General features: G+C 66.6%; 15 protein-coding genes, 3 tRNA genes and 1 pseudogene. 8 read left to right on the top strand and 11 right to left on the bottom strand.

The window, feature by feature from the left end; all coding sequences use genetic code 11:
• Nucleotides 1–87 precede the first annotated feature (87 nt).
• The 4 genes from AC5P56_RS11645 (at nucleotide 88) to AC5P56_RS11660 (ending at nucleotide 6,303) form a co-directional block, all read left to right on the top strand.
• Entirely contained in the window at nucleotides 88–603 is a 516-nt protein-coding gene (locus AC5P56_RS11645) for an RNA polymerase sigma factor (RefSeq protein WP_041863300.1), read from the top strand.
• Entirely contained in the window at nucleotides 600–1,622 is a 1,023-nt protein-coding gene (locus AC5P56_RS11650; protein ID WP_495231667.1) for a FecR family protein, read from the top strand. The genes AC5P56_RS11645 and AC5P56_RS11650 overlap by 4 nt, the downstream gene beginning before the upstream one ends.
• A 141-nt stretch (nucleotides 1,623–1,763) precedes the next feature.
• Entirely contained in the window at nucleotides 1,764–4,697 is a 2,934-nt protein-coding gene (locus AC5P56_RS11655) for a TonB-dependent receptor (RefSeq protein WP_495231668.1), read from the top strand.
• A gap of 10 nt (nucleotides 4,698–4,707) precedes the next feature.
• Nucleotides 4,708–6,303: an alkaline phosphatase D family protein gene (locus AC5P56_RS11660; protein ID WP_049442308.1), complete on the top strand. Its 1,596-nt coding sequence runs from the start codon at nucleotides 4,708–4,710 to the stop codon at nucleotides 6,301–6,303.
• Nucleotides 6,304–6,411: 108 nt separating this feature from the next.
• Here AC5P56_RS11660 and AC5P56_RS11665 read toward each other — a convergent pair whose 3' ends face one another.
• The 4 genes from AC5P56_RS11665 to AC5P56_RS11680 form a co-directional block, all read right to left on the bottom strand.
• Nucleotides 6,412–8,520, bottom strand: a complete 2,109-nt coding sequence (locus AC5P56_RS11665; RefSeq protein ID WP_049442309.1) for a phosphocholine-specific phospholipase C — start codon at nucleotides 8,518–8,520, stop codon at nucleotides 6,412–6,414.
• Nucleotides 8,521–8,528: 8 nt separating this feature from the next.
• Nucleotides 8,529–10,907, bottom strand: coding sequence for a TonB-dependent receptor domain-containing protein (locus tag AC5P56_RS11670; protein WP_049442310.1), 2,379 nt, complete (start codon nucleotides 10,905–10,907; stop codon nucleotides 8,529–8,531).
• A 115-nt stretch (nucleotides 10,908–11,022) separates the two neighbouring features.
• Nucleotides 11,023–11,949 carry a c-type cytochrome gene (locus AC5P56_RS11675; RefSeq protein WP_014646731.1) on the bottom strand — a complete coding sequence of 309 codons (927 nt, stop codon included), beginning with the start codon at nucleotides 11,947–11,949 and terminating at the stop codon, nucleotides 11,023–11,025.
• Nucleotides 11,946–13,292 (bottom strand): c-type cytochrome, encoded by a 1,347-nt coding sequence (locus AC5P56_RS11680; protein WP_075076267.1) that lies wholly within the window; start codon nucleotides 13,290–13,292, stop codon nucleotides 11,946–11,948. The genes AC5P56_RS11675 and AC5P56_RS11680 overlap by 4 nt, the downstream gene beginning before the upstream one ends.
• A 184-nt stretch (nucleotides 13,293–13,476) precedes the next feature.
• Between AC5P56_RS11680 and AC5P56_RS11685 the strand changes: the two genes are divergently transcribed.
• Nucleotides 13,477–14,595 carry an alpha/beta fold hydrolase gene (locus AC5P56_RS11685; protein WP_495231669.1) on the top strand — a complete coding sequence of 373 codons (1,119 nt, stop codon included), beginning with the start codon at nucleotides 13,477–13,479 and terminating at the stop codon, nucleotides 14,593–14,595.
• A gap of 82 nt (nucleotides 14,596–14,677) precedes the next feature.
• On the opposite strand, the gene AC5P56_RS11690 is transcribed toward AC5P56_RS11685, so the two are convergent.
• Nucleotides 14,678–15,817: an MFS transporter gene (locus AC5P56_RS11690; protein WP_032957729.1), complete on the bottom strand. Its 1,140-nt coding sequence runs from the start codon at nucleotides 15,815–15,817 to the stop codon at nucleotides 14,678–14,680.
• Between the two features lie 184 nt (nucleotides 15,818–16,001).
• On the opposite strand from AC5P56_RS11690, the gene AC5P56_RS11695 reads away from it, so the two are divergent.
• Together AC5P56_RS11695 and AC5P56_RS11700 are read left to right on the top strand one after the other, a co-directional pair.
• Nucleotides 16,002–16,697, top strand: coding sequence for an alpha/beta hydrolase (locus AC5P56_RS11695; RefSeq protein WP_014646735.1), 696 nt, complete (start codon nucleotides 16,002–16,004; stop codon nucleotides 16,695–16,697).
• Nucleotides 16,698–16,721: 24 nt separating this feature from the next.
• Nucleotides 16,722–16,964: pseudogene (locus AC5P56_RS11700) on the top strand (TonB-dependent receptor domain-containing protein); the annotation flags it as partial.
• A 115-nt stretch (nucleotides 16,965–17,079) separates the two neighbouring features.
• On the opposite strand, the gene AC5P56_RS11705 reads toward AC5P56_RS11700, so the two are convergent.
• Entirely contained in the window at nucleotides 17,080–17,781 is a 702-nt protein-coding gene (locus AC5P56_RS11705; protein WP_014646736.1) for a pirin family protein, read from the bottom strand.
• A 139-nt stretch (nucleotides 17,782–17,920) separates the two neighbouring features.
• Between AC5P56_RS11705 and AC5P56_RS11710 the strand changes: the two genes are divergently transcribed.
• Nucleotides 17,921–18,841 (top strand): LysR family transcriptional regulator, encoded by a 921-nt coding sequence (locus tag AC5P56_RS11710; protein ID WP_134808731.1) that lies wholly within the window; start codon nucleotides 17,921–17,923, stop codon nucleotides 18,839–18,841.
• 674 nt (nucleotides 18,842–19,515) lie between these two features.
• Here AC5P56_RS11710 and AC5P56_RS11715 read toward each other — a convergent pair.
• The 5 genes from AC5P56_RS11715 to thiD all read right to left on the bottom strand — a co-directional run bounded on the left by AC5P56_RS11715 (nucleotide 19,516) and on the right by thiD (nucleotide 21,559).
• Nucleotides 19,516–19,592, bottom strand: a tRNA-Arg gene (locus tag AC5P56_RS11715).
• A gap of 32 nt (nucleotides 19,593–19,624) precedes the next feature.
• Nucleotides 19,625–19,701: transfer RNA gene (locus AC5P56_RS11720), tRNA-Arg, on the bottom strand.
• A gap of 58 nt (nucleotides 19,702–19,759) precedes the next feature.
• Nucleotides 19,760–19,836 (bottom strand) — tRNA-Arg (locus AC5P56_RS11725).
• A complete protein-coding gene (locus tag AC5P56_RS11730) occupies nucleotides 19,827–20,753 on the bottom strand; it encodes an alpha/beta hydrolase family protein (protein WP_142234573.1) in 927 nt (308 codons plus the stop codon). The genes AC5P56_RS11725 and AC5P56_RS11730 overlap by 10 nt, the downstream gene beginning before the upstream one ends.
• Nucleotides 20,750–21,559 (bottom strand): bifunctional hydroxymethylpyrimidine kinase/phosphomethylpyrimidine kinase, encoded by an 810-nt coding sequence (gene thiD, locus AC5P56_RS11735; protein ID WP_046429932.1) that lies wholly within the window; start codon nucleotides 21,557–21,559, stop codon nucleotides 20,750–20,752. The genes AC5P56_RS11730 and thiD overlap by 4 nt, the downstream gene beginning before the upstream one ends.
• Between the last annotated feature and the right edge of the window lie 75 nt (nucleotides 21,560–21,634).

A 21,634-nucleotide genomic window follows, 5' to 3' on the forward strand; every position in this document is an offset into this window, starting at 1 on the left:
TGCCTGGCATGGCCGCCTGCTGCAACGCCACTGTCATCGATGGCCGTCACCCTGCGGGGCTTTCCAGCCTCGGGGTGTTGGCCGGCCGTGAACAGCGTGAGGATCTGGGAGAAGAGCTACGCGCTGCGCCGACGGCTGCTGCGTGGCTTCTTCCTGCGTCGCGGTTCTGCCAGCGAAGACGCCGAGGACCTGGCGCAGGAGGTGTACCTGCGGCTGCTGCGGGCCACCGGCGAGAATGCCGCAGCGATCGAGAACCCGGAGGCCTACCTGTTCACGGTCGCGGCCAACCTGGCACGCGAGCACGCGCGCGCGCGTTTGTCGTTGCCGCCGCTGGAAGACGTGGATCAGCTGGCCGAAGTGCTGAAAAGCGAAGAAGACATCGAGGGCGAGTTCGAGCGCGCGCAGCGCTGGAACGATATCCGCAGCACCATCGCACGCCTGCCGGCGACCACGCGACGGGTAATGGAGCTGCATTACCGCGACGGGCTGGACTGCCCGGCAGTCAGCCAACAGCTGCAGGTGTCGGTGCACATGGTGCGCAAGCACATCGGCAAAGGTCTGGAGGCCTGCAGGAAGGCGCTGGGCGCCAGGGAGCACGCATGAACCGGAACGCATCGCCCATGGCCGACGACACGCTCGCCTGCGAGGCAATGGACTGGTTCCTGCGCAATCGCGAGGGAGTGCTGGACGAGGCCGAGCGGGTTGCGTTCCTGGACTGGATGAAGCGCTCGCCCGAGCACGTGCGCGCCTATATGCACGCCCTCGCGCTGCACCGGCAGGTCGGCGAGGCACTGCAATCGCCGTTGCCGGAAGAGGCGCCGGCGCCGCCACGGCAGGCGGCCGCCAAAGTGGTGCCTCTGTTCGATAGTGCCCCCGCCGCGCCGCACGCCGCGCCGCTGCGCCGCCACACGCGCGGGTGGGTGATGGCTGCCGCAGCCTGCATCGCCCTGCTCGGCGTGGGCCTGGTGCCGCAGCTGATGCCCACCGAACAGCTGTACAGCGCCGACCACGGTGAACTGCGTGACCTGGTGCTGCCTGACCGGACACAGGTGCGGCTCAACGCGGACAGCCGCCTGCGGGTACGCATGGGCTGGTTCAGTCGCAAGGCGGAACTGCTGCAGGGCGAGGCGACGTTCGACATCGCACGCGACCGCCGCCCGTTCCAGGTGCAGGTGAACGGCCTGGAGATCCGGGACATCGGCACAGTCTTCGACGTGTCGCGACGGCTGCAGAGCACGCGCATCGGTGTGGTTTCCGGCGAGGTCGAGGTCTGGAGCCAGGGCGCGGGTGCCCGCCGCCTGGCCCAGTTGGGGCAGGGCCGGGTGCTGCAGGTCGACGCGCGCAGCCATGCGGTGGAGTCCTTGGACATGCCACTGTCGATGCTGCTGGACTGGCAGCAGCGCAAAGTGTCCTTCCTTGACGAACGCTTGGACGAAGTGGCTGCTGCCTTCAACCGGCACAACCAGGTGCAGGTGCGCGTGCTGGACGAGGGCGCGGCATCGGCACGGTTGTCCGGCAGCCTCGATGCGCATCGCATCGGTGCGCTGCAGGCCTTCCTCGAACGTGACCCGCGCTTCGTGGTGAGCCGCGAGGGCGACACAGTGCGGGTTGGCAGCCGCTGAGGCCGAGGTGGCCGTGGACTGTCAGAAAAAATTCATTGAATCCGCGTTCTCCACTTTGGTGGATGCGGGCTCTTACTTGGGAGAAGCCGCTGCCGATCCGCGCAGCGGCGCCTGCTGCCTTCTCTCTTCCAAGGACCCGTGATGCGCAACACGCTCTACCTGTCGATCATCCTCGCCCTGTCTCCCGGCAGCATGCCATTGGCCTTCGCCGCCGCCGCCGATGGCCTGGAGGCGCGTGTGTCCACGCCGATCGCGGCACAGCCGTTGGCGCGTGCACTGGAGCAGTTGTCACGCAGTTCCGGGGTGCAGTTCCTGTACTCGGCCGATGGCGATGCCCGCATGGCCGGTGCGGTGCCGCGCGGTGCCACCGTCAGGCAGGCGCTGGATGCACTGCTGGCCGGTACCGGTCTGGGCTACACCGTGGTGGATGGCAATGTCATCGCCATCGATCCGGCACCGGTACGCAACGCGCCGAACCCCGGAGCACCGAAGCCGCGCGAGGCCGAGGCGGTGGTGGCGCCGACCCTGGACACGGTGAAGGTGATTGCCGCGCACGAGGTGATCGACCAGAAGAAGACCTCACCGGTGATCAAGGATTCGGTGGTCTACGACGAAATGGACAGCTACGGCGACGAGACCCTGGCCGAGAGCCTGATGGCCGCTCCAGGCCTGAGTGCGGTGGAGGATGCCGGCGAGCCACGTTACGTGACGGTGCGCGGCGTACAGGCCAATCTCAACTACACCACCATCGATGGCATCGCGATTGCCAGCGTGGGTGGCAGTGGCTCCGGCGAACGCATGAACAACCTGCAGCTGATTCCCAGCGACATCGGCACCCGTACCGACATCTACAAGAGCTTCAGTGCGGAGCAGGCACCGGATGCGATCGGCGGCGTGATCGACATCATCAGCCGCAGTGCCTTCGACCGGTCCGGCAAGTACGTGTTTGCCGACGTGGCAGGTATCTATTCCACGGCCGAGACCAACGTCGAGCGCAGCGCTGGCGGCAACCACGAAACCCTGGGCCACTTCGGCAAGAGCGCCAAGATGGTGTTCTCCAACCAGTTCGGCGCCGGGCAGGAGTTCGGCATCGTTGCGGTGGCACGCTATGAGCAGCGTTCGCGCAACAGCGTCAAGCGCTGGGTGGAGTCGAACTACTACTACAACGACGCCGGCAAGTACCTCACCGACGGCACCACCGGGCCGGATGAGGCCAAGGGTTGGAACGGGCTGCGTGCGCCCGGCAATTTCAGCACCGGCACCTACACCAACTTCATCACCAACTTCGGCGGCTCGGCCAAGCTGGAATGGAAGCCGTCGGACGATCCGTTCTACGCATCGCTGCTGCTGTACTCGTACCGGTTCTACGAGAACTCGACGATGAACAAGACCGATCTGTACGGCAACGCCAAGTTTCCGATCCGCAACCAGACCGAGGACAGCGGCACCACCCAGATCAACAGCATCTACATCAAGAACCGCCACGACCGCTGGGACCGCAGCAACCGTGGCGCCATCGCCAGCTTCAACTGGGACATCGGCGACCGTTCGCGGCTGAGCCTGCGTGGCGGCCATACCGAAGAGACTTTCCACAACAACCAGGTCTACTGGGGTGTGCGCGCCTACCCAAGCAGCCTGTTCGTCGACTACGAGAACGACAGCCACGGTTTCCCCAACGCGGTGGCGGTGTCCGATTCCAGCCTGCTGACCAGCTCGGCGTTCAAGCTCAATCCGGCGCAGGCTTATGTCTCCCCGCGCGATGCCAAGGAGAGCATCGACAACCTGCGCGCCGACTTCAGCTACAACATCGACGCCGATGCGCGTGGCTTCGGCCTGGCCACCGGCGCCGAATACCGCCACCTGAAGATCTGGCAGGACATCGACTTCGACTACTTCAGGAGCAGCGCCACGCTCAACGATTACCTGTATCCGGGATCGACGCTGCTGGGCAGCGTGCCGGGCTTCCCGCTGATCGACAACCGCAAGTGGAACGAGGAACTGCTACCGAAACTGGGCAACAACAATGCGGCGTATCCGAATGCCAACTTCACCAGTGACTACAGGTACGTGGAGGACATCACCAATGCGTACGTGTCCGCGCACTACGCCTGGGACCGGCTGCTGCTGATCGGTGGCCTGCGCCATGACCACACCCGCTTCGATGCCTACAGCCCGTTCAGTAATGATGGCGGCACCACCTATACCTCCGCCTTCCGCAACACGAGCGGTGGCTACAACAACCTGTTGCCCTCGTTGAATGCGACGTTCAAGCTGAGCGAGGACCAGCGCCTGCGCTTCTCCGCCAGCCGCACGCTGGGCCGGCCGACGCCGAGCAACATTGCCCAGGCCACCAGCACCAGCTGTGGCGATGACGAGGAGGGCAGGGGCTTCTGCACCATCAAGCAGGGTAATGCGAACCTGCAGCCGCGCCGTTCCACCAACATCGACCTTGCATGGGACCTGTACTTCAACGGCAACAACGGCCTGGTCTCGGTGGCGTTGTTCGACAAGGTAATCAAGGACGACATCTACACCCTGACCACCTTCGAGAACGTGGGCGATACCCGTTACCGGGTGACCCAACCGATGAACACCGATGAGTCCAGGCTGCGCGGCGTCGAGTTCGCGGTGGCCAACCGCAACCTGCAATGGGGCCGCCAGCGCTTCGACATGTACTTCAACGCCACGCGGCTGGAAGGCAGGACCAACTACCGCATCACCGATGGCACCGAGCGACGCCTGGACCGGCTGCTGTACCAGCCGGACTGGTCGCTCAATGGTTCGGTGATCTGGCGCATGCCGTGGAAGAACTCGCAACTGCGCCTGTCCGGAACCTACCGCAGCCGGATGCTGGTCGACTTCGGCGACACCCAGTGGCTGGATTCGTACTACGACCCGTACATGACCTTCAACATGGCCTTCAGCCACAAGGTCAGCAGGCACGTGACGCTGAAGTACGAAGCCAAGAACCTGTTCAACACCCAGCCGACCTACAGCACCGGCCCGAACGGGCGCTTCCGTACCGAGATCGACGACTACGGCCGCTTCTTCTACTTCCACATCATCTACAACTGAGGGCACAGCCGTGGAGACGATCAATCGCAGGCGATTCCTGGCCCTGGCCGGTCTGTCCGCTGCCGGCGCCTGGATGGGCACGGCACGCGCGCTGGCCGCGCAGGCCGATGCCACCACGCTGAACCCGCGCAACCTGCTGGCCAAGCCGCGCTTTGCCAGCACGCCCTTCACCCTGGGCGTGGCCTCGGGTGATCCCACGGCCGACGGCATGGTGCTGTGGACGCGGCTGGCGACGGAGCCGCTGGTGTTCGGCGGTGGCATGCCGACCCGGCCGATGGTGGTCGAATGGCAGCTGGCAGCGGACGAAGGCATGCGCAAGGTGGTACGCCAGGGTTCGGCGCTCGCGCATCCCGAACTCGGCCACGCGGTGCACGTGGAACTGGAAGGATTGGCGCCCGGACGGCCCTACTGGTACCGCTTTACCGTGGGTGGTCACGCCAGTGCAGTCGGTTGTACCCGCACGCTGCCGGCAGCCGCGGCAGCGGTGGATCGCGTGCGCTTTGTGGTGGCCGGCTGCCAGCACTACGAAGAAGGCCACTACACCGCGTGGCGGCGCATCGCCGAGGAACCGCTGGATTTCGTCTTCCACTACGGTGATTACATCTACGAAGGTGAAAGCCAGCCTGGCCTGCGGAAGATGAACGGCCAGCCGTTCACCAACCTGCGCAACCACGTCGGCCCGCAGACCTACACGCTGGATGATTACCGCCGCCGCTATGCCCAGTACAAGAGCGATGCCGACCTGCAGGCCGCGCATGCGTCGGCACCGTGGTTCGTCACTTTCGATGACCATGAAGTGGACAACAACTGGGCCGGCGCCGAAGACCAGGACGATACGCCCAGCGAAGTGTTCCTGCTGCGGCGCGCACAGGCGTTCCAGGCCTACTACGAGAACATGCCGCTGCGCCGTTCGGCATTCCCGCGCGATGGCCACATGCAGCTGTACCGGCGCGCACGCTACGGAACGCTGATGGACCTGCACCTGCTCGACACACGCCAGTACCGCAGCAAGCAGGTGAACATGGCGCTGCGTGAGGACGTGGAATCGCCGGAGCGCAGCATCGTCGGTGCGAAGCAGGAGCGCTGGCTGTTCGATGGCCTGGCCGATGCCGCACCGCGTTGGCACACCATCGCCCACCAGGTAGCGCTGGGCAACTACATGCGCGAGAAGGACGGCGTGGTGCAGTCGTCCGATGACCAATGGTCGGGTTACCTGGACAGCCGTCGGCGCCTGCTCGACCACATCCAGAAGGTCGGCTTCGGCAACGTGGTGACCGCCTGTGGCGACGCGCACCGGCATTACGCCAGCGACCTGGTGCAGGACCATCGTGATTCGGGCGTGGTCTCCAGCGAGTTCCTTGCCACTTCGATCACTTCGGGGGCCGATGGCCAGGGCGTGGACGCTTACGCCCGCAACCAGCTTGCGCACAGCCCCAATCTGAAGGCGACCACCGACAAGCGTGGCTATGTGCTGTGCGATGTCACCCCTGATGCGTGGATCGGCGACATGAAGACGCTGGATACGGTGATGCGGCCGAACGGTACCATGCAGAGCTGGAAGCGCTACGCGGTGGAGCACGGCCGGCCGGGGCTGCAGGAGGCCTGAGTCTACCGGTCTGCGCTGTAGAGCCGAGCCCACGCTCGGCTGCTTCTTTCGGGGCAATGCGACCGGGGCGAAAGCAGCCGAGCATGGGCTCGGCTCTTTAGGGATTCTTCAATCGTGCTCGAACCGCAGCGGTTCGGTGCCCATCGCCGGGTCACTGGTGCCGGGGCGACCATCCTCGGCGCGGCCGGCCAAACGTAGCACACTCCCACCCGCGCTGATGCGCAGGTCATACCAGCCGGCGGTAGGCGTTGCATCCCACGCCAATGAAGTCTGCGCATGTGCGGGCAGCGCCAATGTCTGTTCGGGCATGTGTCCTGCATAGGCGCCGCCATGCACGCGCACCTGCTGTGCACTGTCACCCAGATTGCGCAGGTGCAGCCGCAGCTGGCCATCCGCGCGATCAATTGAAGCCTGCACGGCAGGAGTCTTGGCCGCACCCTGGAAGTGGCGGTGGAAGCCGTTCGGACCGAGCAGCCACAGGTCATAGCGGCCCTGGGCGTCCAGCGGCCAACGCTCGCGCAGCGGCATGCCCGGCAGCAGCGTGTAACGGCGCGGCACCGCCTCCAGCCGCAGCCGATCGTAGACATGCAGCACTGCCGCTGCGCCCTCGCAGGACAACGCCAGGTCAACGCCCGCGACGTCGACCGCAGCAATCGACGCCTGCGGTCGATAGGGAAGGGCACGCGCCGGGCGTACACCGCTTTCCTGTTTCGCTGGCTTCAGCCCCTCTGGCAGCGCGGGCACGGTGCGCCCCGGCAAAGCAGCGGCGCGTGCGGCCACCGCGCTCACGTCGGGCAGGCCGCGGACGAACGGGCGGGTATCGCGCTGGGCAAAGTCGAACGCAGTGCTGAGGTCGCCGCAGACCGCGCGGCGCCACGGCGAGATGTCCGGCGCGGACACACCAAAGCGGCGTTCGATCAGTCGAATGACCGAGGTGTGGTCGTACACCTGCGAATCGACCCAGCCACCGCGGCTCCAGGGCGAGATCACGTACAGCGGCACGCGCGGGCCCAGTCCATACGGGCGGCCGCGCAGTTCGGCGAAGTCGTACTTCTCATCTCCCGGTGCCGGATGGCGGTGGTACTCGCCTTCAGTGCTGACCGAGGACGCACCCGCCCAGCCACCGTCCACCGGCGAAGGCGGTGCCGGTGGTGGCATGTGGTCGAAGAAACCGTCGTTCTCGTCGAACATCAGCAGCAGGGCGGTGCGGCTCCACACCTGCGGATCGGCGGTCAGTGCATCCAGCACGCGTGCGGTATAGGCCGCGCCCTGGGCCGGGCTGGAGGGGCCGGGATGCTCGCTGCCGGCCGCGTCGGCGATGATGAAGCTGACCTGCGGCAGGCGTCCGTCGATGACGTCCTGGCGCAGCTGCGCCAGGCCACGCGTGCTGACCCCGCGTGCGCGCAGCTGCGGGTCATGCCCCGGCGCAGCGCGGTAGGCCTGGCGGAACGCCTCGAAGCCGGCCAGCGGGTTGTCGGTGAAGTTGTCGGCCATGTCCTGGTAGATCTGCCAGGATACCCCCGCCTTCTGCAGGCGTTCGACATAGCTGGCCCAGCGGTACGACGCAGGATGCCCGCCGTGCTCGGGGAAGTTGTCGTGCGAGTTGGCGATCACCGGGCCGCCGGCGCGGGCGGCAGCATCGTTGTGGCCGGTCCACAGGAACACCCGGTTCGGGTTGGTTCCGGCCTGCATCGCGCAGTGGTAGGCGTCGCAGATGGTGAAGGCATCGGCCAGGGCGAACTGGAAGGGCAGGTCGCTGCGCTGGAAGTAGCCCATCGAGTGGTTCTGCTTGGCTTTCGGCCATTGCCCCATGCGTCCGTGGTCCCAGGCCCGCTGTGCATCCGGCCAGGTGTGCGGCGTGCCTTCCACGCGCATGTAGCCGAAGTGCGCGGCGGTATCCAGCGGGAACGGCGCGATCGCGCGCTTGCCGCTGGCATCGGGCTGCAGCCACAGGCTGCGCGCGCGGGCGCCGGCCTGCAGTGCCTGCGCCGGAGCGACGAAGCGATCGCCGAAACCCCGCACGCCCGGCAGCGTGCCGAAGTAGTGGTCGAACGAACGGTTCTCCTGCATGAACACCACGATGTGCTGCAGGTCTTCCAGGCTGCGGGTTTGCGCGGCGGGGGCGATCGCGGCGGCCCGGGCGATGCTGGGCAGCAGCGGGGAAAGGCCGGCGGCAACGCCGGCCTGCAACAACCGGCGTCGGCCGATATCGGTCACGGGCTCACTCACAGGTCCACACGGAAGGAGATGCCGACGGTGCGCGGAGCGCCGATGAAGGCGTTGTCGCGGCCGTCCACCCCCGCAAGATACCGCTTGTCGGTGAGGTTGCTCACCACCAGGTTGGCACCCATGCCCTTCAGGCGCGGCGACAGGCCCTGCAGGTCGAAGCCGATGTTCGCATTGAACACGGTGGCCGAGGGCAGCTTGTTGACGTTGGCGGCGTCGAGGTAGCGGGTGCCCAGGTAACGGCCGGACAGGCCGAAGTTCCAGTTCTCGCCCTGCCAGTCCGCCGAGAGTACGAGGGTCTGTTCGGGTTGGCCGATCACCTTGGCGCCGTCGACGATGCCCAGCTGGGTATCACGCGCGGCATCGCCACTGCCCAGGTACTTGGAGCGGTTGTAGGTATAGGCGGCGTTGAGGCGCCAGCCGTTGTCCCAGCCATAGCCGAACGCCGCTTCCAGGCCGTTGCTTTCCACGCCGCCGAAGTTCTCGTAGACGCCGTCGGTCTCGCCCAGGTAGTCGATGCCGCTGACGAAGCCGGCCGGCAGGTAGACGATGCGGTTGTCGAACTTGATGTTGTACAGCGTGACCGAGGCGGTCAGGGGCCAGCGGCTGATGCGCATGCCCATTTCAATGTTGTCGGCGGTCTCCGGCTCGACGTTGCGGAAGCGCTGCGGGTCGGTCTCGCCGAGCACGCCGGAGGGGATGGCGGCGAAGTTCTGCGAGAAGCCCGCGAACAGCTCCATGCCTTCCACGCCGGGCGCCCAGGTGAAGCCGGTGGACAGCAGCGGATCGGACCTGGAGTCGGATGTGACGTGCTCGCTGGCACCGATCACGCGGCGGCGCGACTGGTCCACGAAGAACTGCTTCACGCCGAGGCGCGCGCTGAACGGGCCGAAGCGGGCCACGTCCTCGACGTAGTACATCTGTTCGTCGACCTTGTACTTGTCCTCGAACTGTACCCAGTACGGCTGGTGGTCGAAGGCGATGTCCTGGCCGACGTTGAGCAGGCGATGCCAGTCGCGGCGTGCCGAACGGTCCAGCTTCTCCACCCACAGGCCGCCGCGGATCGTGTTGTCGACTGCGCCGAAAGTCTGGCGCCATTCGACGTCGGCGGTCACGCCCATGCGGTCGTTGTCGTAGTGGGTGTGGCGATACGACTGCGCGCCCAGCACGTTGCCGGCGTAGCAGTTCGGATCGTACTCGGCGGTGAAGCCCAGGCGCGGGCTGCAGCTGGCCAGGCGCTGCGCGGCACTGCCATCGGGATTGACGAAGAAAATCTGGCCACGGTTGCTGCCGCCGTACACGGTCTTGCCACCGAGGTATTCCGACTCCGGGCGACCGGCTCCGTCATCGCTGACCTGCGCCAGATACGGTGGCAGCCAGTCGCCGCGGCCTTGCATGCGGTGCCCGTAGGCGGCCACCGAGGCCTTGAAGCCGTTGCCACCGTCGAAGGCCGCGCGCAGGTAGCCGAAGGTGTTCTCGCGCAGCGCACGCGAGCCGGAACGGTAGTTCTGGTCCAGGTAGGGAATGCCGGTGAGGGTACCGACCAGGTTGTCGCGATCCGGATTGGTCGCGAAGCCCTTCGGTGAGACGCTGGTGTACTCCGGCTCGTCCGCATCGTTGTAGGACAGGTAGCCGGTCAGGGTCCAGCGATCCAGTTCGGTGATGAACTTGCCGGCGATGTGGTCATTGCTGGTCTTGCCGCTGCCATCGATCCAGTCATGCACGCGCGCCGACGAGGCACTGACCCAGGCGCGGGTGTGGCCGCCGAGCAGGCCGGTGTCGTAGCGCACGTAGTACTTGCGTGCCTCGTTGTCACCGGCGCCGACCACGAAGCGCAGGCGGCTGTCCTGCAGCGGATCGCTGGTGAGGAAGTTGAGCGTGCCGCCCAGGGCCTCGTTCGAGCGCGAGGAGATATCGGCAGTGCCCTGGCTGACTTCCACCGTTTCCAGGTCGAGGGTGTCGATGTAGCGGTTGGCCAGCGAGCCGCCGCCGTAACCCGAGCCACCATTGGGCATGCCGTCGATGGTGGTGCCGATCTGCTGGGTATCACGGTTGGTGACGAAGCCACGCATGCTGATCTGCGTGCCCCACACCGACGAGCCGGTGGCATCGGCCTCGCTGACCACCACGCCGGGCACTTCGTTGAGCGCGTCGTTGACGCTGCTCATCACGGTCTGCCGGTTCAGCGTTTCCGCACGCACGGAAGTCTTGGCATAGCTGGTGGCCTGGCCGATCACCTGCACCTGGTCGAGGGTGCGGGCCTCACTGCTGCGCGCTTCAGCGGCATCGCCCTGCGGTGCTTCGGCCAGGGCGTCCAGTGCGGGAGCGATCAGCAGGGCAAGCAGCGAGACACGGGGAAAGCGCGCAGACGTTCGCATCGAGACCGGACCTTCAGAGCAGGGAGGCCCCGGAGTGTCGGCAGCGCCAATGACATCGGCATGACGTGGCGATGCAGGAATCGTGTTCTGCGACGGCCGGCACCCGCCGCCTGCTTCAGTACCGTGCGTCCTTGGGCTTCGGGTCACGCGGCCAGTCCTTGCCCTTGTTGGCGAAGTCCGGCCGCGGCTGGTTGATGAAATAGCCGGCGATGTCCACCGCATCCTGGTCCGGCATCACCTGCTGCCCCAGCGGCGGTGCGCGGGTCACTGCCGGTGGCATGTTGTGCTTGATGAAACCGGCCGCCTTGTACAGGCGCGCCATGCCGGCACCGATGTTGAAGCTGTGGTCGCCCCACAGCGGCGGGAAGGCGATGTCACCGCTGGCATCGCGTCGGCCTTCGCCGTTGTCGCCATGGCAGGCGGCGCACTGCACGGCATACAGCGCCTGGCCGCGGACCGGGTCCGGAGTCAGCGTGCTGTCGATGGGGCCCTCACTGGGCGCGGCCACTTTTGCACCCTCTGGCACCGGGCTGCTCAGCCACGCCATGTAGTCGAGCATCGCGCGCATCTGCGGTGCGTCCTTCGGCAGCGGCTTGCCGTTCATCGAGCGCTGCAGGCAGCCATTGATGCGCTCGGTCAGCCCGATCACCTTGCCCGGGCGCGGCATGTAACGCGGATAGGCACCGCCGCCGGTATTGAAGTAGTGGTTGCCGAACGGTCGCTTGCCCTCGGCCATGTGGCACGAATTGCAGTTCAGATCGTTGCCGACGTTGTCCGGAAGCAGGCGCGCGGTCTCGTTGAGGATGCGCCGGCCGAGCATCACCGATTCGGCATTGCCCAGTCCGGCGATCTCCTCGGCACTGGGCGCGTGGTAGTGGGCGACCACCTTGCCCTGTGCATCGAGGATATCGATCGTACTGGCTACGGCGGCATCCAGGCCCGGGTGCAGGTGACGATAGGCGAGGGTGCCCGCACCGGCCAGCAGCACCACGGTGATCGCACTACCGAGCAGCAGGCGGGAACGTTTGCGCGAACGCTTCATCGTGCGGCCTCCTGCGGAACGAAGTGCACCGGCTTGTCACGCACCACCCGGCGCATGCGTGCCACCTCGACCTCGCTCACCGCGCTGGCCTGGTTGCCCCAGCTGCTGCGGATGAAGGTCAGGATCTGTGCCAGCTGCGCGTTCGGCAGCTGCTCGAAGCCGGGCATGGTGAAGGCCATGCGGTCGTGCGGGGTGTGCGGGGTGCGACCCCCGATCAGGGTCACCTGCACCAGCGAACTGGGGTCGTCGGCGAACACGATCGAGTTGCCGGCCAGGGCCGGATAGACGCGTGGCATGCCGCGCCCGTCGGCACGGTGGCAGGCCTGGCAGTGCTCGGCATAGGCCAGCGAACCGGCCACGCGATAGTCGCCACTACGCAGCGCGGCGGTGGTGGTGTCGGTACCAGGCGACCACTGCGCACTGCGTCCCTCACGCGCCGGCAGCTGCTTCAGGTAGCGCGCCATGGCCAGCAGGTCAGCGTCGGACAGGTACTGCGTGCTGTGCTCGACCACGTCGGCCATGCCACCGAAGGCTGCCGATCGATCGGTGCGCCCGGTGCGCAGGAAGTCGACGATCTCGCCCTCGCTCCAGCTGGCCAAGCCGGTCGATTCATTGCGCAGGTTCTTCGCATACCAGCCTTCCAGCACCGAGCCGGACAGGAACTGGCGGCTGCCATCGTCGGCCATCGCCTTCTCCTGGAACGCCAGCCCACGTGGTGTATGACAGGCGCCGCAGTGGGCCAGGCCCTCAACCAGCTCAGCGCCACGCTGCTGGCCCACATCCAGCGACGGATCCGGGTTGAAGCTGCGCGGGCGCGCGAACAGCAGCTGCCACCATGCCAAAGGCCAGCGCATGTTGGCCGGCCATGGAATCGTGCTGTCGGCGTTGCTTTGCTTCACCGGCTTCACCGAGCCCATGAAATAGGCATACAGCGCCTTGATCTCGGCATCGCTGGCGATCACGTACGAGGCATACGGCATCGCCGGATACAGCGGCTGGCCGTCGTGGCGGATGCCGCGGCGGACCGCGCGTTCGAAATCGGCGTAGTCGTAGGCACCAATGCCGGAGTCCGGATCGGGGGTGATGTTGGTCGAATAGATCGTGCCCATCGGCGTCTGCATGCCCAGGCCACCGGCGAACGGCTTGCCGCCCGGCGCGGTGTGGCAGGCCGCGCAGTCGGCGGCACGTGACAGGTAGCGCCCCTGCGCGATCAGCGCCGGATCGTGGATGTCGACCTGCGCAGTCTGTCGCGGTGCGAACCAGTAGGGCGTGCTGCGGGCGATGCCGTAGGCGGCGGCCACCGTGGCGGCCAGGGCAATGGCGAGCTTGAACGAGATGCGCATGGCGGCACTGTGGGCACCCCCGGGCGCGCGTTCATTGATCCGGATCAATGACTGAACGGATACAGCTTTTACACCAAACTGAATCGTTCCTGCGTTGTCATCAAGCCGTCATCCGTGCGCGATAGATGGCCGGTCTATTGGGCGTTACCGTCCCAATCTGTCTGATTCACCCCTATGACGTGATATGAAGCGCCTGCTGCTGTTGTTGCTGGCGTGCGCCGGCCTGTGGCTGGCCGCATGCTCATCCTCGATCAACGCCTCGTCCACCTCACTCGCCGATCAGCTGATCGCGCCGGGCGGCGTGTCGACCCTGCTCGATCGTCCGCGCATCGCCGCGGCCATCGCCGAACTGCCCAACCGCCATGGCTTCGCGGCGGGCCGCGATGGCGTGCCGATCTTCTGGCGCGTATTCGATCCGGGCGACTACGGCGCGCGTTACCGCTACCTGCCGCAGCGCCACGAGAACGGCCTGCCGCTGGATACCGGCCTGAGCCTGGCCGTGCCGCAGCCGTTCCGCGCGCAGGTGCCGCGCGGCACCGTGGTGCTGCTGCATGGGTGGATGATGAACGGTGATTCGATGCTGCCATGGTCGCTGCAGCTGGCCGAATCCGGCTACCGCGTGGTCACGCTCGACCTGCGCAACCATGGCCAGTCCGGCACCGGCCCGTCCGGCTATGGCACCTATGAGTCGGATGACGTGGTCGATGTGATCGGCGAGCTGCGCGCGCGCGGCGAAGTGACCGGGCCCCTGTACCTGTTCGGTGTGTCCTATGGTGCGGCCACGGCGGTGTTCACCGCCGACAAGCTGGGTGACCAGGTCGAAGGCGTGGTGGCGATGGAATCGTTCGCCAATGCCGGCGTGGCGATCCGCACCATGATCCCGCACCTGATGGGGCTCCAGCCGGAAGGCCTGAAGGCGCAGGCGGTGGCGTCGTACGCGCGCTGGCGCTACGGCGGCCAGGACATCAACCAGGTGATCGCCGCCGCCAGCCGCCGCATCGACGTCGATCTGGACCGCGTGGACGTCGCGCGTGCGTTGGCCGATACCCGCGCCTGCGTGCTGTTGCTGCACGGGCAGGGCGACCAGCACATTCCGGTCAGCCAGGGCCGCGAACTGGCCCAGGCCAATCCGCGCGCGCACTACATCGAAATGCGCGGCGAGGACCACATCACCCTGCCGCTGCGGCTGGACCTGCTGGCGGGCGTGGTCGATGACTGGATGGCGCGCGACGAGCACCATCCGCAGAGCGCGTGCCCGGCACCGCAGCTGCCGGCCCAGGCTGAGTGGCTGGCGCGCAGCTGAGAAAATGGGGACGGAGGGGATTAAGTCGTTTCCAGGCCAGGTGTGCGGGAAACGACTTAATCCCCTCCGTCCCCTTTTTCTGTCAGGCCACGCGTCGTGCCAGTGCGCGGGCAGACGCCGCGACACCGAGCAGCAGCGCGGCCACGCACAGGAAGGCGAAACCGAGGCTGGTGGCATGCGCCAGTGCGCCGATCGCTGCCGGACCGGCGAGGATGCCGGCGTAACCCAGTGTGGTCACCGCGGTGATGGCGATGCTCTCCGGCATCACCCGCTGCTGGCCCGCCATCGAGAACAGCGCCGGCACGATGTTGGCGCAGCCCAGCCCGACCAGTACGTAGCCGGCCAACGCCACCGGGAACGAGGGCACCAGCGTGGCCAGGGTGAAGCCCGCCGCAGCGGTGATGCCGCCGATGACCAGCGTGCGGGTCCGGCCGAGGCGCTCGACGATGCCGTCGCCGAACAGGCGCATCGCGGTCATCGCCAGGGTGAACAACGCAAAGCCGGCCCCGGCCTGGTCGCGCGGTACCTGCCGCACTTCCGCCAGGAACACCGCACTCCAGTCCAGCATTGAGCCCTCGGCAAGGAACACCACGAAGGCCAGCACGCCGATGAACAGGACCACGCCGTGCGGCAGCGCCAATAGCGGGCCTTCGTGCAGGATCCGTTGCGGACGCCAGTGCGGTGCCGACAGCACGGCAACCAGCAGCAGCGCGGCCACCGAAAGCAGCGCGGCCAGCCACAGCGGCGTGCCGAGGATCAGCAGCCCGGTCATGCAGCCGGCGCCGACGAATCCACCGATGCTGTAGAAGGCGTGGAAGCCGGACATCATCGCGCGTCCGGCGTCGCGCTCGACCGCCACGGCCTGCATGTTCATCGCGCAATCCAATGCACCGACGCCGGCGCCGAACACGAACAGCGCTGCGCCCAGCGCCACGGGCGAGGGTGCCAGCACCAGCAAGGGCAGGGCGCCCAGCATCATCGCGCAGGTGATCACCATCACCCGACGGCATCCCAGTCGCCCGGTCAGCGCACCTGCCAGTGGCATCGCCAGCAACGAACCCAGCCCGAGGCACAGCAGCACGGCGCCGAGACTGGCGTCGGACAGCCCGGCCTTGGCCTTTGCGTAGGGCACCATCGGCGCCCACGCGGCGGTGGCGAAGCCGGGAATGAAGAAGGCGGCACGGGTGGCGTGCTGCTGGGCACGTGGGGATGAAGGCGTCATGCGCGATGCGAAGCTCCGGGAGAGCTCCATGAAATCGTTATCAGGCCAGGTCGGCAAGTGCCATGCACGACATCAAACGACGCATACGATTGCAGTGACCCGATTGCGTCACCAGCGATTAACGCCACGCACGGACAGTGGCTGCACAGTCGGCATCCCGCCGGCCGCTGCCGGAGACCTGTACATGAGCACGACACCGACCATCCTCCTTGTCCATGGGTTCTGGGGCGGGGCCGCACATTGGGCCAAGGTGATCCTGGAACTGCATCGCAACGGCCACGACCGCGTGCAGGCGGTGGAACTGCCGCTTACCTCGCTGGCCGACGACGCAGGACGCACCCGGAAAATGATCCGGCAGATCGACGGGCCGGTGCTGCTGGTCGGCCACTCCTACGGCGGCGCGGTGATCAGCCAGGCCGGTAGCGAGCCCAACGTGAAGGGCCTGGTCTATATCGCTGCCTTCGCGCCTGATGCCGGCGAGAGCCCCGGTGGCATCACCCAGCAGCACCTGCCGGAGGCAGCGCCGAACCTGGCACCCGACAGCGATGGCTACCTGTGGCTGCGTGCGGACAGGTTCCATGAGAGCTTCTGCCAGGACCTGAGCGCCGACGAGGGCCGGGTGATGGCGGTGACCCAGAAGGCGCCGTTGGCGAGCACCTTCGGTGATGCGGTCAGCGATCCGGCCTGGAAGCACAAGCCGAGCTGGTACCAGCTGTCCCGCCAGGACCGCATGATCGCGCCGGACAACCAGAAGGCCATGGCCACGCGCATCCAGCCCAAGCGATTGCTGGAGCTGGATGCCAGCCATGCCTCGCTGGCCTCGCAGCCGAAGGAAGTGACCGCGCTGATCCTGGAGGCCTGCGCCGCCATCGGCGGCTGAGCCCGCGCGGCGCGTCGCACCGCACGACAGGATTCCACCTTCGGCGAGATCACCAACCCGGCCACGCAGGCCAAGGTGGTACATCGCACCCAACCGTATTGGTTGCTGGATGCGATGGCGCGTTATGAATTCAGTGATCGCCTGTCGGCCACGCTCAACGTCAACAACCTGCTGGACAAGCGCTACTACACGATCTTCAGCTGGTACAGCACCTACACCTGGGGTGAGCCGCGCAATGTGCGGCTGGCGATGACGTACAGGTTCTGACGCGGGTCCTGTAGAGCCGAGCCCGCGCTCGGCTGGCTGTCACACCGCAGCCGAGCGTGGGCTCGGCTCTACGGAAATGCGCCCGCGATGCTTTGCGGCATCGCGGGCGTTGTGGTTACAGCGGCAGGTCGAACACCAGCACTTCGGCGTCGTTGCCGTTCTCCAGGGTCAGCTGCGCTTCGTCGCTGACCTGCAGTGCATCACCGGCTTCCAGGGTGATGCCATTGACCTGCAGCTGGCCTCGGGCAACCTGCACATAGGCACCACGGCCATTGCCGAGCGCGTGGTGCAGCTTCTGGCCGCCATCGAGGATGGTGGCGAAGATGCGGGCATCCTGGTGGATGCGCAGCGAACCGTCGGCACCGTCCGGCGAAGCGATCAGGCGCAGCTGGCCGCGCTTGGTCTCCGGGGCGAAGTGGGTCTCCTCGTAGGACGGCGTGATGTTCTCGCGGTCCGGGAAGATCCAGATCTGCAGGAAGTGCACGGTCTCGTCGGCCGAGTGGTTGAATTCGCTGTGGCTGACACCACTGCCGGCACTCATGCGCTGCACGTCGCCGTAGCGCAGCACCGAGCCGGTGCCCATCGAGTCCTTGTGCTCCAGCGCGCCGCCCAGCACATAGGAAACGATCTCCATGTTGCTGTGGCTATGGGTGCCGAAGCCCTGGCCGCCGATCACCTTGTCTTCGTTGATCACCCGCAGCGGGCCGAAGCTGACGTAGCGGGGGTCGTAGTAGTTGGCGAAGGAGAAGGTATGGCGCGAGGACAGCCAGCCATGCTCGGCCAGGCCACGGGTAGCGCTCTTGCGGATCTGCAGCATGATGGAATCTCCTTGTTCGATGGTTTCGATGGGGCGGGTGAGGCGGTAGTTGCCGTGTTTCCCCGTTGGAGAAAAGTATCTGCTTGCGCTCGGGGTTTGAAAAACGGATAGTTTTGACGGCCATCATCGAAAAATTCGAATGCTCAAGCTCAGCCTCGATGCCCTGCAGATCCTGGATACCATCGACCGCCGCGGCTCCTTTGCTGGCGCCGGCAAGGCCCTGCACAAGGTGCCCTCGACCATTTCCTACACCGTGGCCAAGCTGGAGGAGGACCTCGGCGTTCAGCTGTTCGACCGGGTCGGCCCGCGTGCCGAACCGACCGAGGCCGGACGCGCCCTGCTGGACGAGGGTCGGCATCTCCTGCGTGCGGCCCGCGAGCTGGAGCTGCGGGTGCGCCGGGTGGCGTCGGGCTGGGAGACCGAACTGACCCTGGCGGTGGACTCGGTGTTCCCGACCTGGCTGCTGGGCCCGGACATCGCCGCGTTTCGTGAGGCGGAGGCGCCGACCCGGCTGCGGCTGATCGGCGAGGCCCTGTCCGGCACCTGGGAGGCCCTGCTGGACCGGCGCGCCGACCTGCTGGTCGGGGCGCCGGGCGAGGGGCCCAGTGGCGGTGGTTACGTGGTCGAGCCGCTGGGCACGGTGGAGTTCGTGTTCGCGGTCGCACCGGATCATCCGTTGGCCAAGGTGCCGGGCGTGCTCGGTCGCGAGCAGCTGGTCGAGCACTGCGCGATCGCCGTTTCTGATTCGGCGCGGCGGTTGCTGCCGCGCACGGTGGGCCTGTTGATGGGGCAGGAGATGCTGACCGTGCCTGACATGGCCAGCAAACTGAAGCTGCAATGCGAAGGTGTGGGCTTCGGCTTCCTGCCCGAGCCGTGCGCGCGCGCTGCAGTGGCGCGTGGCCAGCTGGTGATCCGCGAGGTGGAGGAACACAAGCCGGAGGAAACGTTCTGGCTGGCCTGGCGCACCGGCGAGGACGGCGCGGCACTGCGGTGGTGGCGCGAGCGCCTGCGCAGGCCGGAGCTGCTGTCGCAGTGGTGGCAGGCAATGGCCAAGGGGTAGGGATTTGGCAGGGCTGCGCCCTGCACCCGCTACGATCCAGGGCAACAGCAACAGCAACAGCAACAGCAACAGCGTGCATTCCGTGAGATGGCGGGGTGGGTCCGGTTGCGGGGGCCGCTGCAAGTACGTCCATGTAAGCTCGGTCGCCGCATCCATGCGGCTCACGCCCCCGCAACCGGACCCACCCCGCCTTCGACAGTTTTCCGCGATCTGTCGGAACGGCGTACTGCTCTGGTAGGTGTCGACCTTGGTCGACACGGTGGATCCACGTCATGCGTGGATGAATTCACTCGATATCTGACAGATGTGTCGACCAAGGTCGACACCTACCAACAGCCGCGCGAACCTGTCGAAGGTGGGGCGGTGTCGGAGTGCGGGGTGTCAGCCGCATGGGCCCGAGGCATGCCTCGGGCGGGTTGGGCAGGACGCCCACCCCCGGTCTTGCCGTGTGCGCAGGAAAGCGCACACGAGCAAGCGGCTGCCAAGCCTGCATGGAAGTACTTGCGGCGTCCCCGCACTCCGACACCTCCCCGCCAACCCACGGAATGCGTGGTGCTGCTGTTGTCGTTGAGGTTGCCGGCCAGCGGCCGGCACTACCAGGGGTGCAGGGCGCAGCCCTGCCGAAAAACACGCATAAAAAAAACAGCAGGCCAAGGCCTGCTGTTTCGGTGTAATGGTGCGCCCGGAGAGATTCGAACTCCCGACCGCCTGGTTCGTAGCCAGGTACTCTATCCAACTGAGCTACGGGCGCCAATTACATAAACTTGTTGTGCTGACTGTGTATGGTGCGCCCGGAGAGATTCGAACTCCCGACCGCCTGGTTCGTAGCCAGGTACTCTATCCAACTGAGCTACGGGCGCGCGGTACACAATCAAATTTTACTGCATTTCCAGCGGCGGATGCTGAAAACCTGTCGAGTGGTGCGCCCGGAGAGATTCGAACTCCCGACCGCCTGGTTCGTAGCCAGGTACTCTATCCAACTGAGCTACGGGCGCCCTGCGACAGGAGCGGAATTATGCGGATGTCGGCGCGTACCGTCAACAGTTTTGTGAAAATTTTCATCCAACTGAATGAAAAAGCGGTCCGCCACAGCGTCAGGGGCCTTCAACCAGGCGAAATGATCCGCACGCGTGCCCAGTTCCTGCGCCGACAGCACGCGCAGCTGCGCGTCCACATTCGGCAGCTTGGCCAGCAATGTCTGCATCGATCCGGTCGGTGCCAACCAGTCGTGTTCCATCAACACCGCCTGCGCGCTGCCATGCACGCGCGCCATCTGTGCGTCGAGGTCTTCGTCCATGCCGGCCGCGGCATAGTGGTTGTTCAGGCCCACGCGCGCCCAGTCGGCGATCAGTCCGCGCGCTTCGGTGCCGCCGAAGCCGAGGCGCCGGCCATGCAGCACGCCTTGGCGCTGTGCGATCCACGGCAGGAAGCGGTAGACCAGTGGCAGCAGCCAGCCCCGCGGTGGCGGGAAGCCGCGCCAGAACGGTGAGCCGCTGGCCGCCAACCACAAGCGGTTGAAGTGCTGCGGATTGCGGCCGGCATGCACGCAGGCCAGCTGACCGCCGAGGCTGTGGCCACCGATGATCCAGGGCAGCGCGCCGGCCTCGTCATCCGCCGCGACAAGGACCGCCTGGCTGGTGGGCAGATCCTGTTCGAGTACCTCGCGATAGCCCCAGTCCTGCGTGCGCGACGGCCGCAGTGAGCTGCTGCCATTGCCGCGCCACTCGTGCAGGTACACCGCCACGCCCTTCGCCGCCAGCGCCTGCGCCAGCGGCAGGTAGTGGCGCGCGGCCACGCCCAGTGCCGGCAGCCACAGCAGGCGCGCGATGGGCTGTGCAGGCACGCAGGCAATCACCTCGTAGCGATGGCCATCAGCGCACTGCACGGCGAGGACGTCCGGTGTGAGGCTCATGCGTGTGGTGCCGCGCCGAAGTGATCGAGCACCAGCACCTCGCTGCGGCCGGGGGCATAGCCCTGCTGCAGGCCGCGTGCAACGTAGTCGATACCGGCTTCGCAGGCATTGGCCAGGCTCAAGCCGTTGCACAGTTGCGCGGCGATGGCCGAGGCCAGCGTGCAGCCGGTGCCATGTGCGTCCAGCGGCAGGCGGGCATGGATGAATTCTTCGCTGCTGACGCCGTCGAAGTAGCGGTCGATCACGCGGTTGCCTTCCTGCAGATGGCCACCTTTGAGCAGCACCGCACCGGCGCCCAGGTCGAGCAGGGCGGAAGCGGCGCGCTCCGCGTCATCGCCGTTGCCGATCTTCCGTCCGACCAGCAGCTCTGCTTCCGGCGTGTTCGGGGTGATCAGCGTGGCCAGCGGGATCAGCCGCTCGCGCATCGCCTGCAGGGCGCTGTCTTCCAGCAGGCGCGCGCCGCTGGTGGCGACCATCACCGGGTCCAGCACCACGTGTGGCGGGCGATGGCGCTCCAATGCATCGGCGACGGCATTGATCACCTCGGCGTTGGCCAGCATGCCGAGCTTCACCGCGTGGATGTCGAAGTCGTCGAAGCAGGCGTCCAGTTGCGCGCGCAGGAAATCGATCGGCGGCACATGCACGGCGATGACGCCGCGGGTGTTCTGCGCGGTCAGTGCAGCAATCGCGGAAAGGCCATGCACGCGGTGTGCGGCGAAGGCCTTCAGGTCGGCCTGGATGCCGGCGCCACCACCGGAGTCGGAGCCGGCGATGGTGAGGGCGGAAACGGGAGTGGTCGGGCTCATCCAGCGATTGTGCCGTGGTCACCGTAAAGGCGGTAGCGTCGCCGCTGATAGATGGGGTCAGATCCCTTTGCCGCA

Source organism: Stenotrophomonas sp. YJH_SMC_131 (assembly GCF_059367975.1).

What these genes read in the sequence shown, in the direction of transcription:
- AC5P56_RS11655 (WP_495231668.1), top strand. Translation starts at nt 1,764, where the DNA reads ATGCGCAACACGCTCTACCTGTCGATCATCCTCGCCCTGTCTCCCGGC.
- AC5P56_RS11710 (WP_134808731.1), top strand. Translation starts at nt 17,921, where the DNA reads ATGCTCAAGCTCAGCCTCGATGCCCTGCAGATCCTGGATACCATCGAC.
- AC5P56_RS11680 (WP_075076267.1), bottom strand. Translation starts at nt 13,292, where the DNA reads ATGCGCATCTCGTTCAAGCTCGCCATTGCCCTGGCCGCCACGGTGGCC.
- AC5P56_RS11670 (WP_049442310.1), bottom strand. Translation starts at nt 10,907, where the DNA reads ATGCGAACGTCTGCGCGCTTTCCCCGTGTCTCGCTGCTTGCCCTGCTG.
- AC5P56_RS11695 (WP_014646735.1), top strand. Translation starts at nt 16,002, where the DNA reads ATGAGCACGACACCGACCATCCTCCTTGTCCATGGGTTCTGGGGCGGG.
- AC5P56_RS11685 (WP_495231669.1), top strand. Translation starts at nt 13,477, where the DNA reads ATGAAGCGCCTGCTGCTGTTGTTGCTGGCGTGCGCCGGCCTGTGGCTG.
- thiD (WP_046429932.1), bottom strand. Translation starts at nt 21,559, where the DNA reads ATGAGCCCGACCACTCCCGTTTCCGCCCTCACCATCGCCGGCTCCGAC.
- AC5P56_RS11705 (WP_014646736.1), bottom strand. Translation starts at nt 17,781, where the DNA reads ATGCTGCAGATCCGCAAGAGCGCTACCCGTGGCCTGGCCGAGCATGGC.
- AC5P56_RS11730 (WP_142234573.1), bottom strand. Translation starts at nt 20,753, where the DNA reads ATGAGCCTCACACCGGACGTCCTCGCCGTGCAGTGCGCTGATGGCCAT.
- AC5P56_RS11675 (WP_014646731.1), bottom strand. Translation starts at nt 11,949, where the DNA reads ATGAAGCGTTCGCGCAAACGTTCCCGCCTGCTGCTCGGTAGTGCGATC.
- AC5P56_RS11690 (WP_032957729.1), bottom strand. Translation starts at nt 15,817, where the DNA reads ATGACGCCTTCATCCCCACGTGCCCAGCAGCACGCCACCCGTGCCGCC.
- AC5P56_RS11650 (WP_495231667.1), top strand. Translation starts at nt 600, where the DNA reads ATGAACCGGAACGCATCGCCCATGGCCGACGACACGCTCGCCTGCGAG.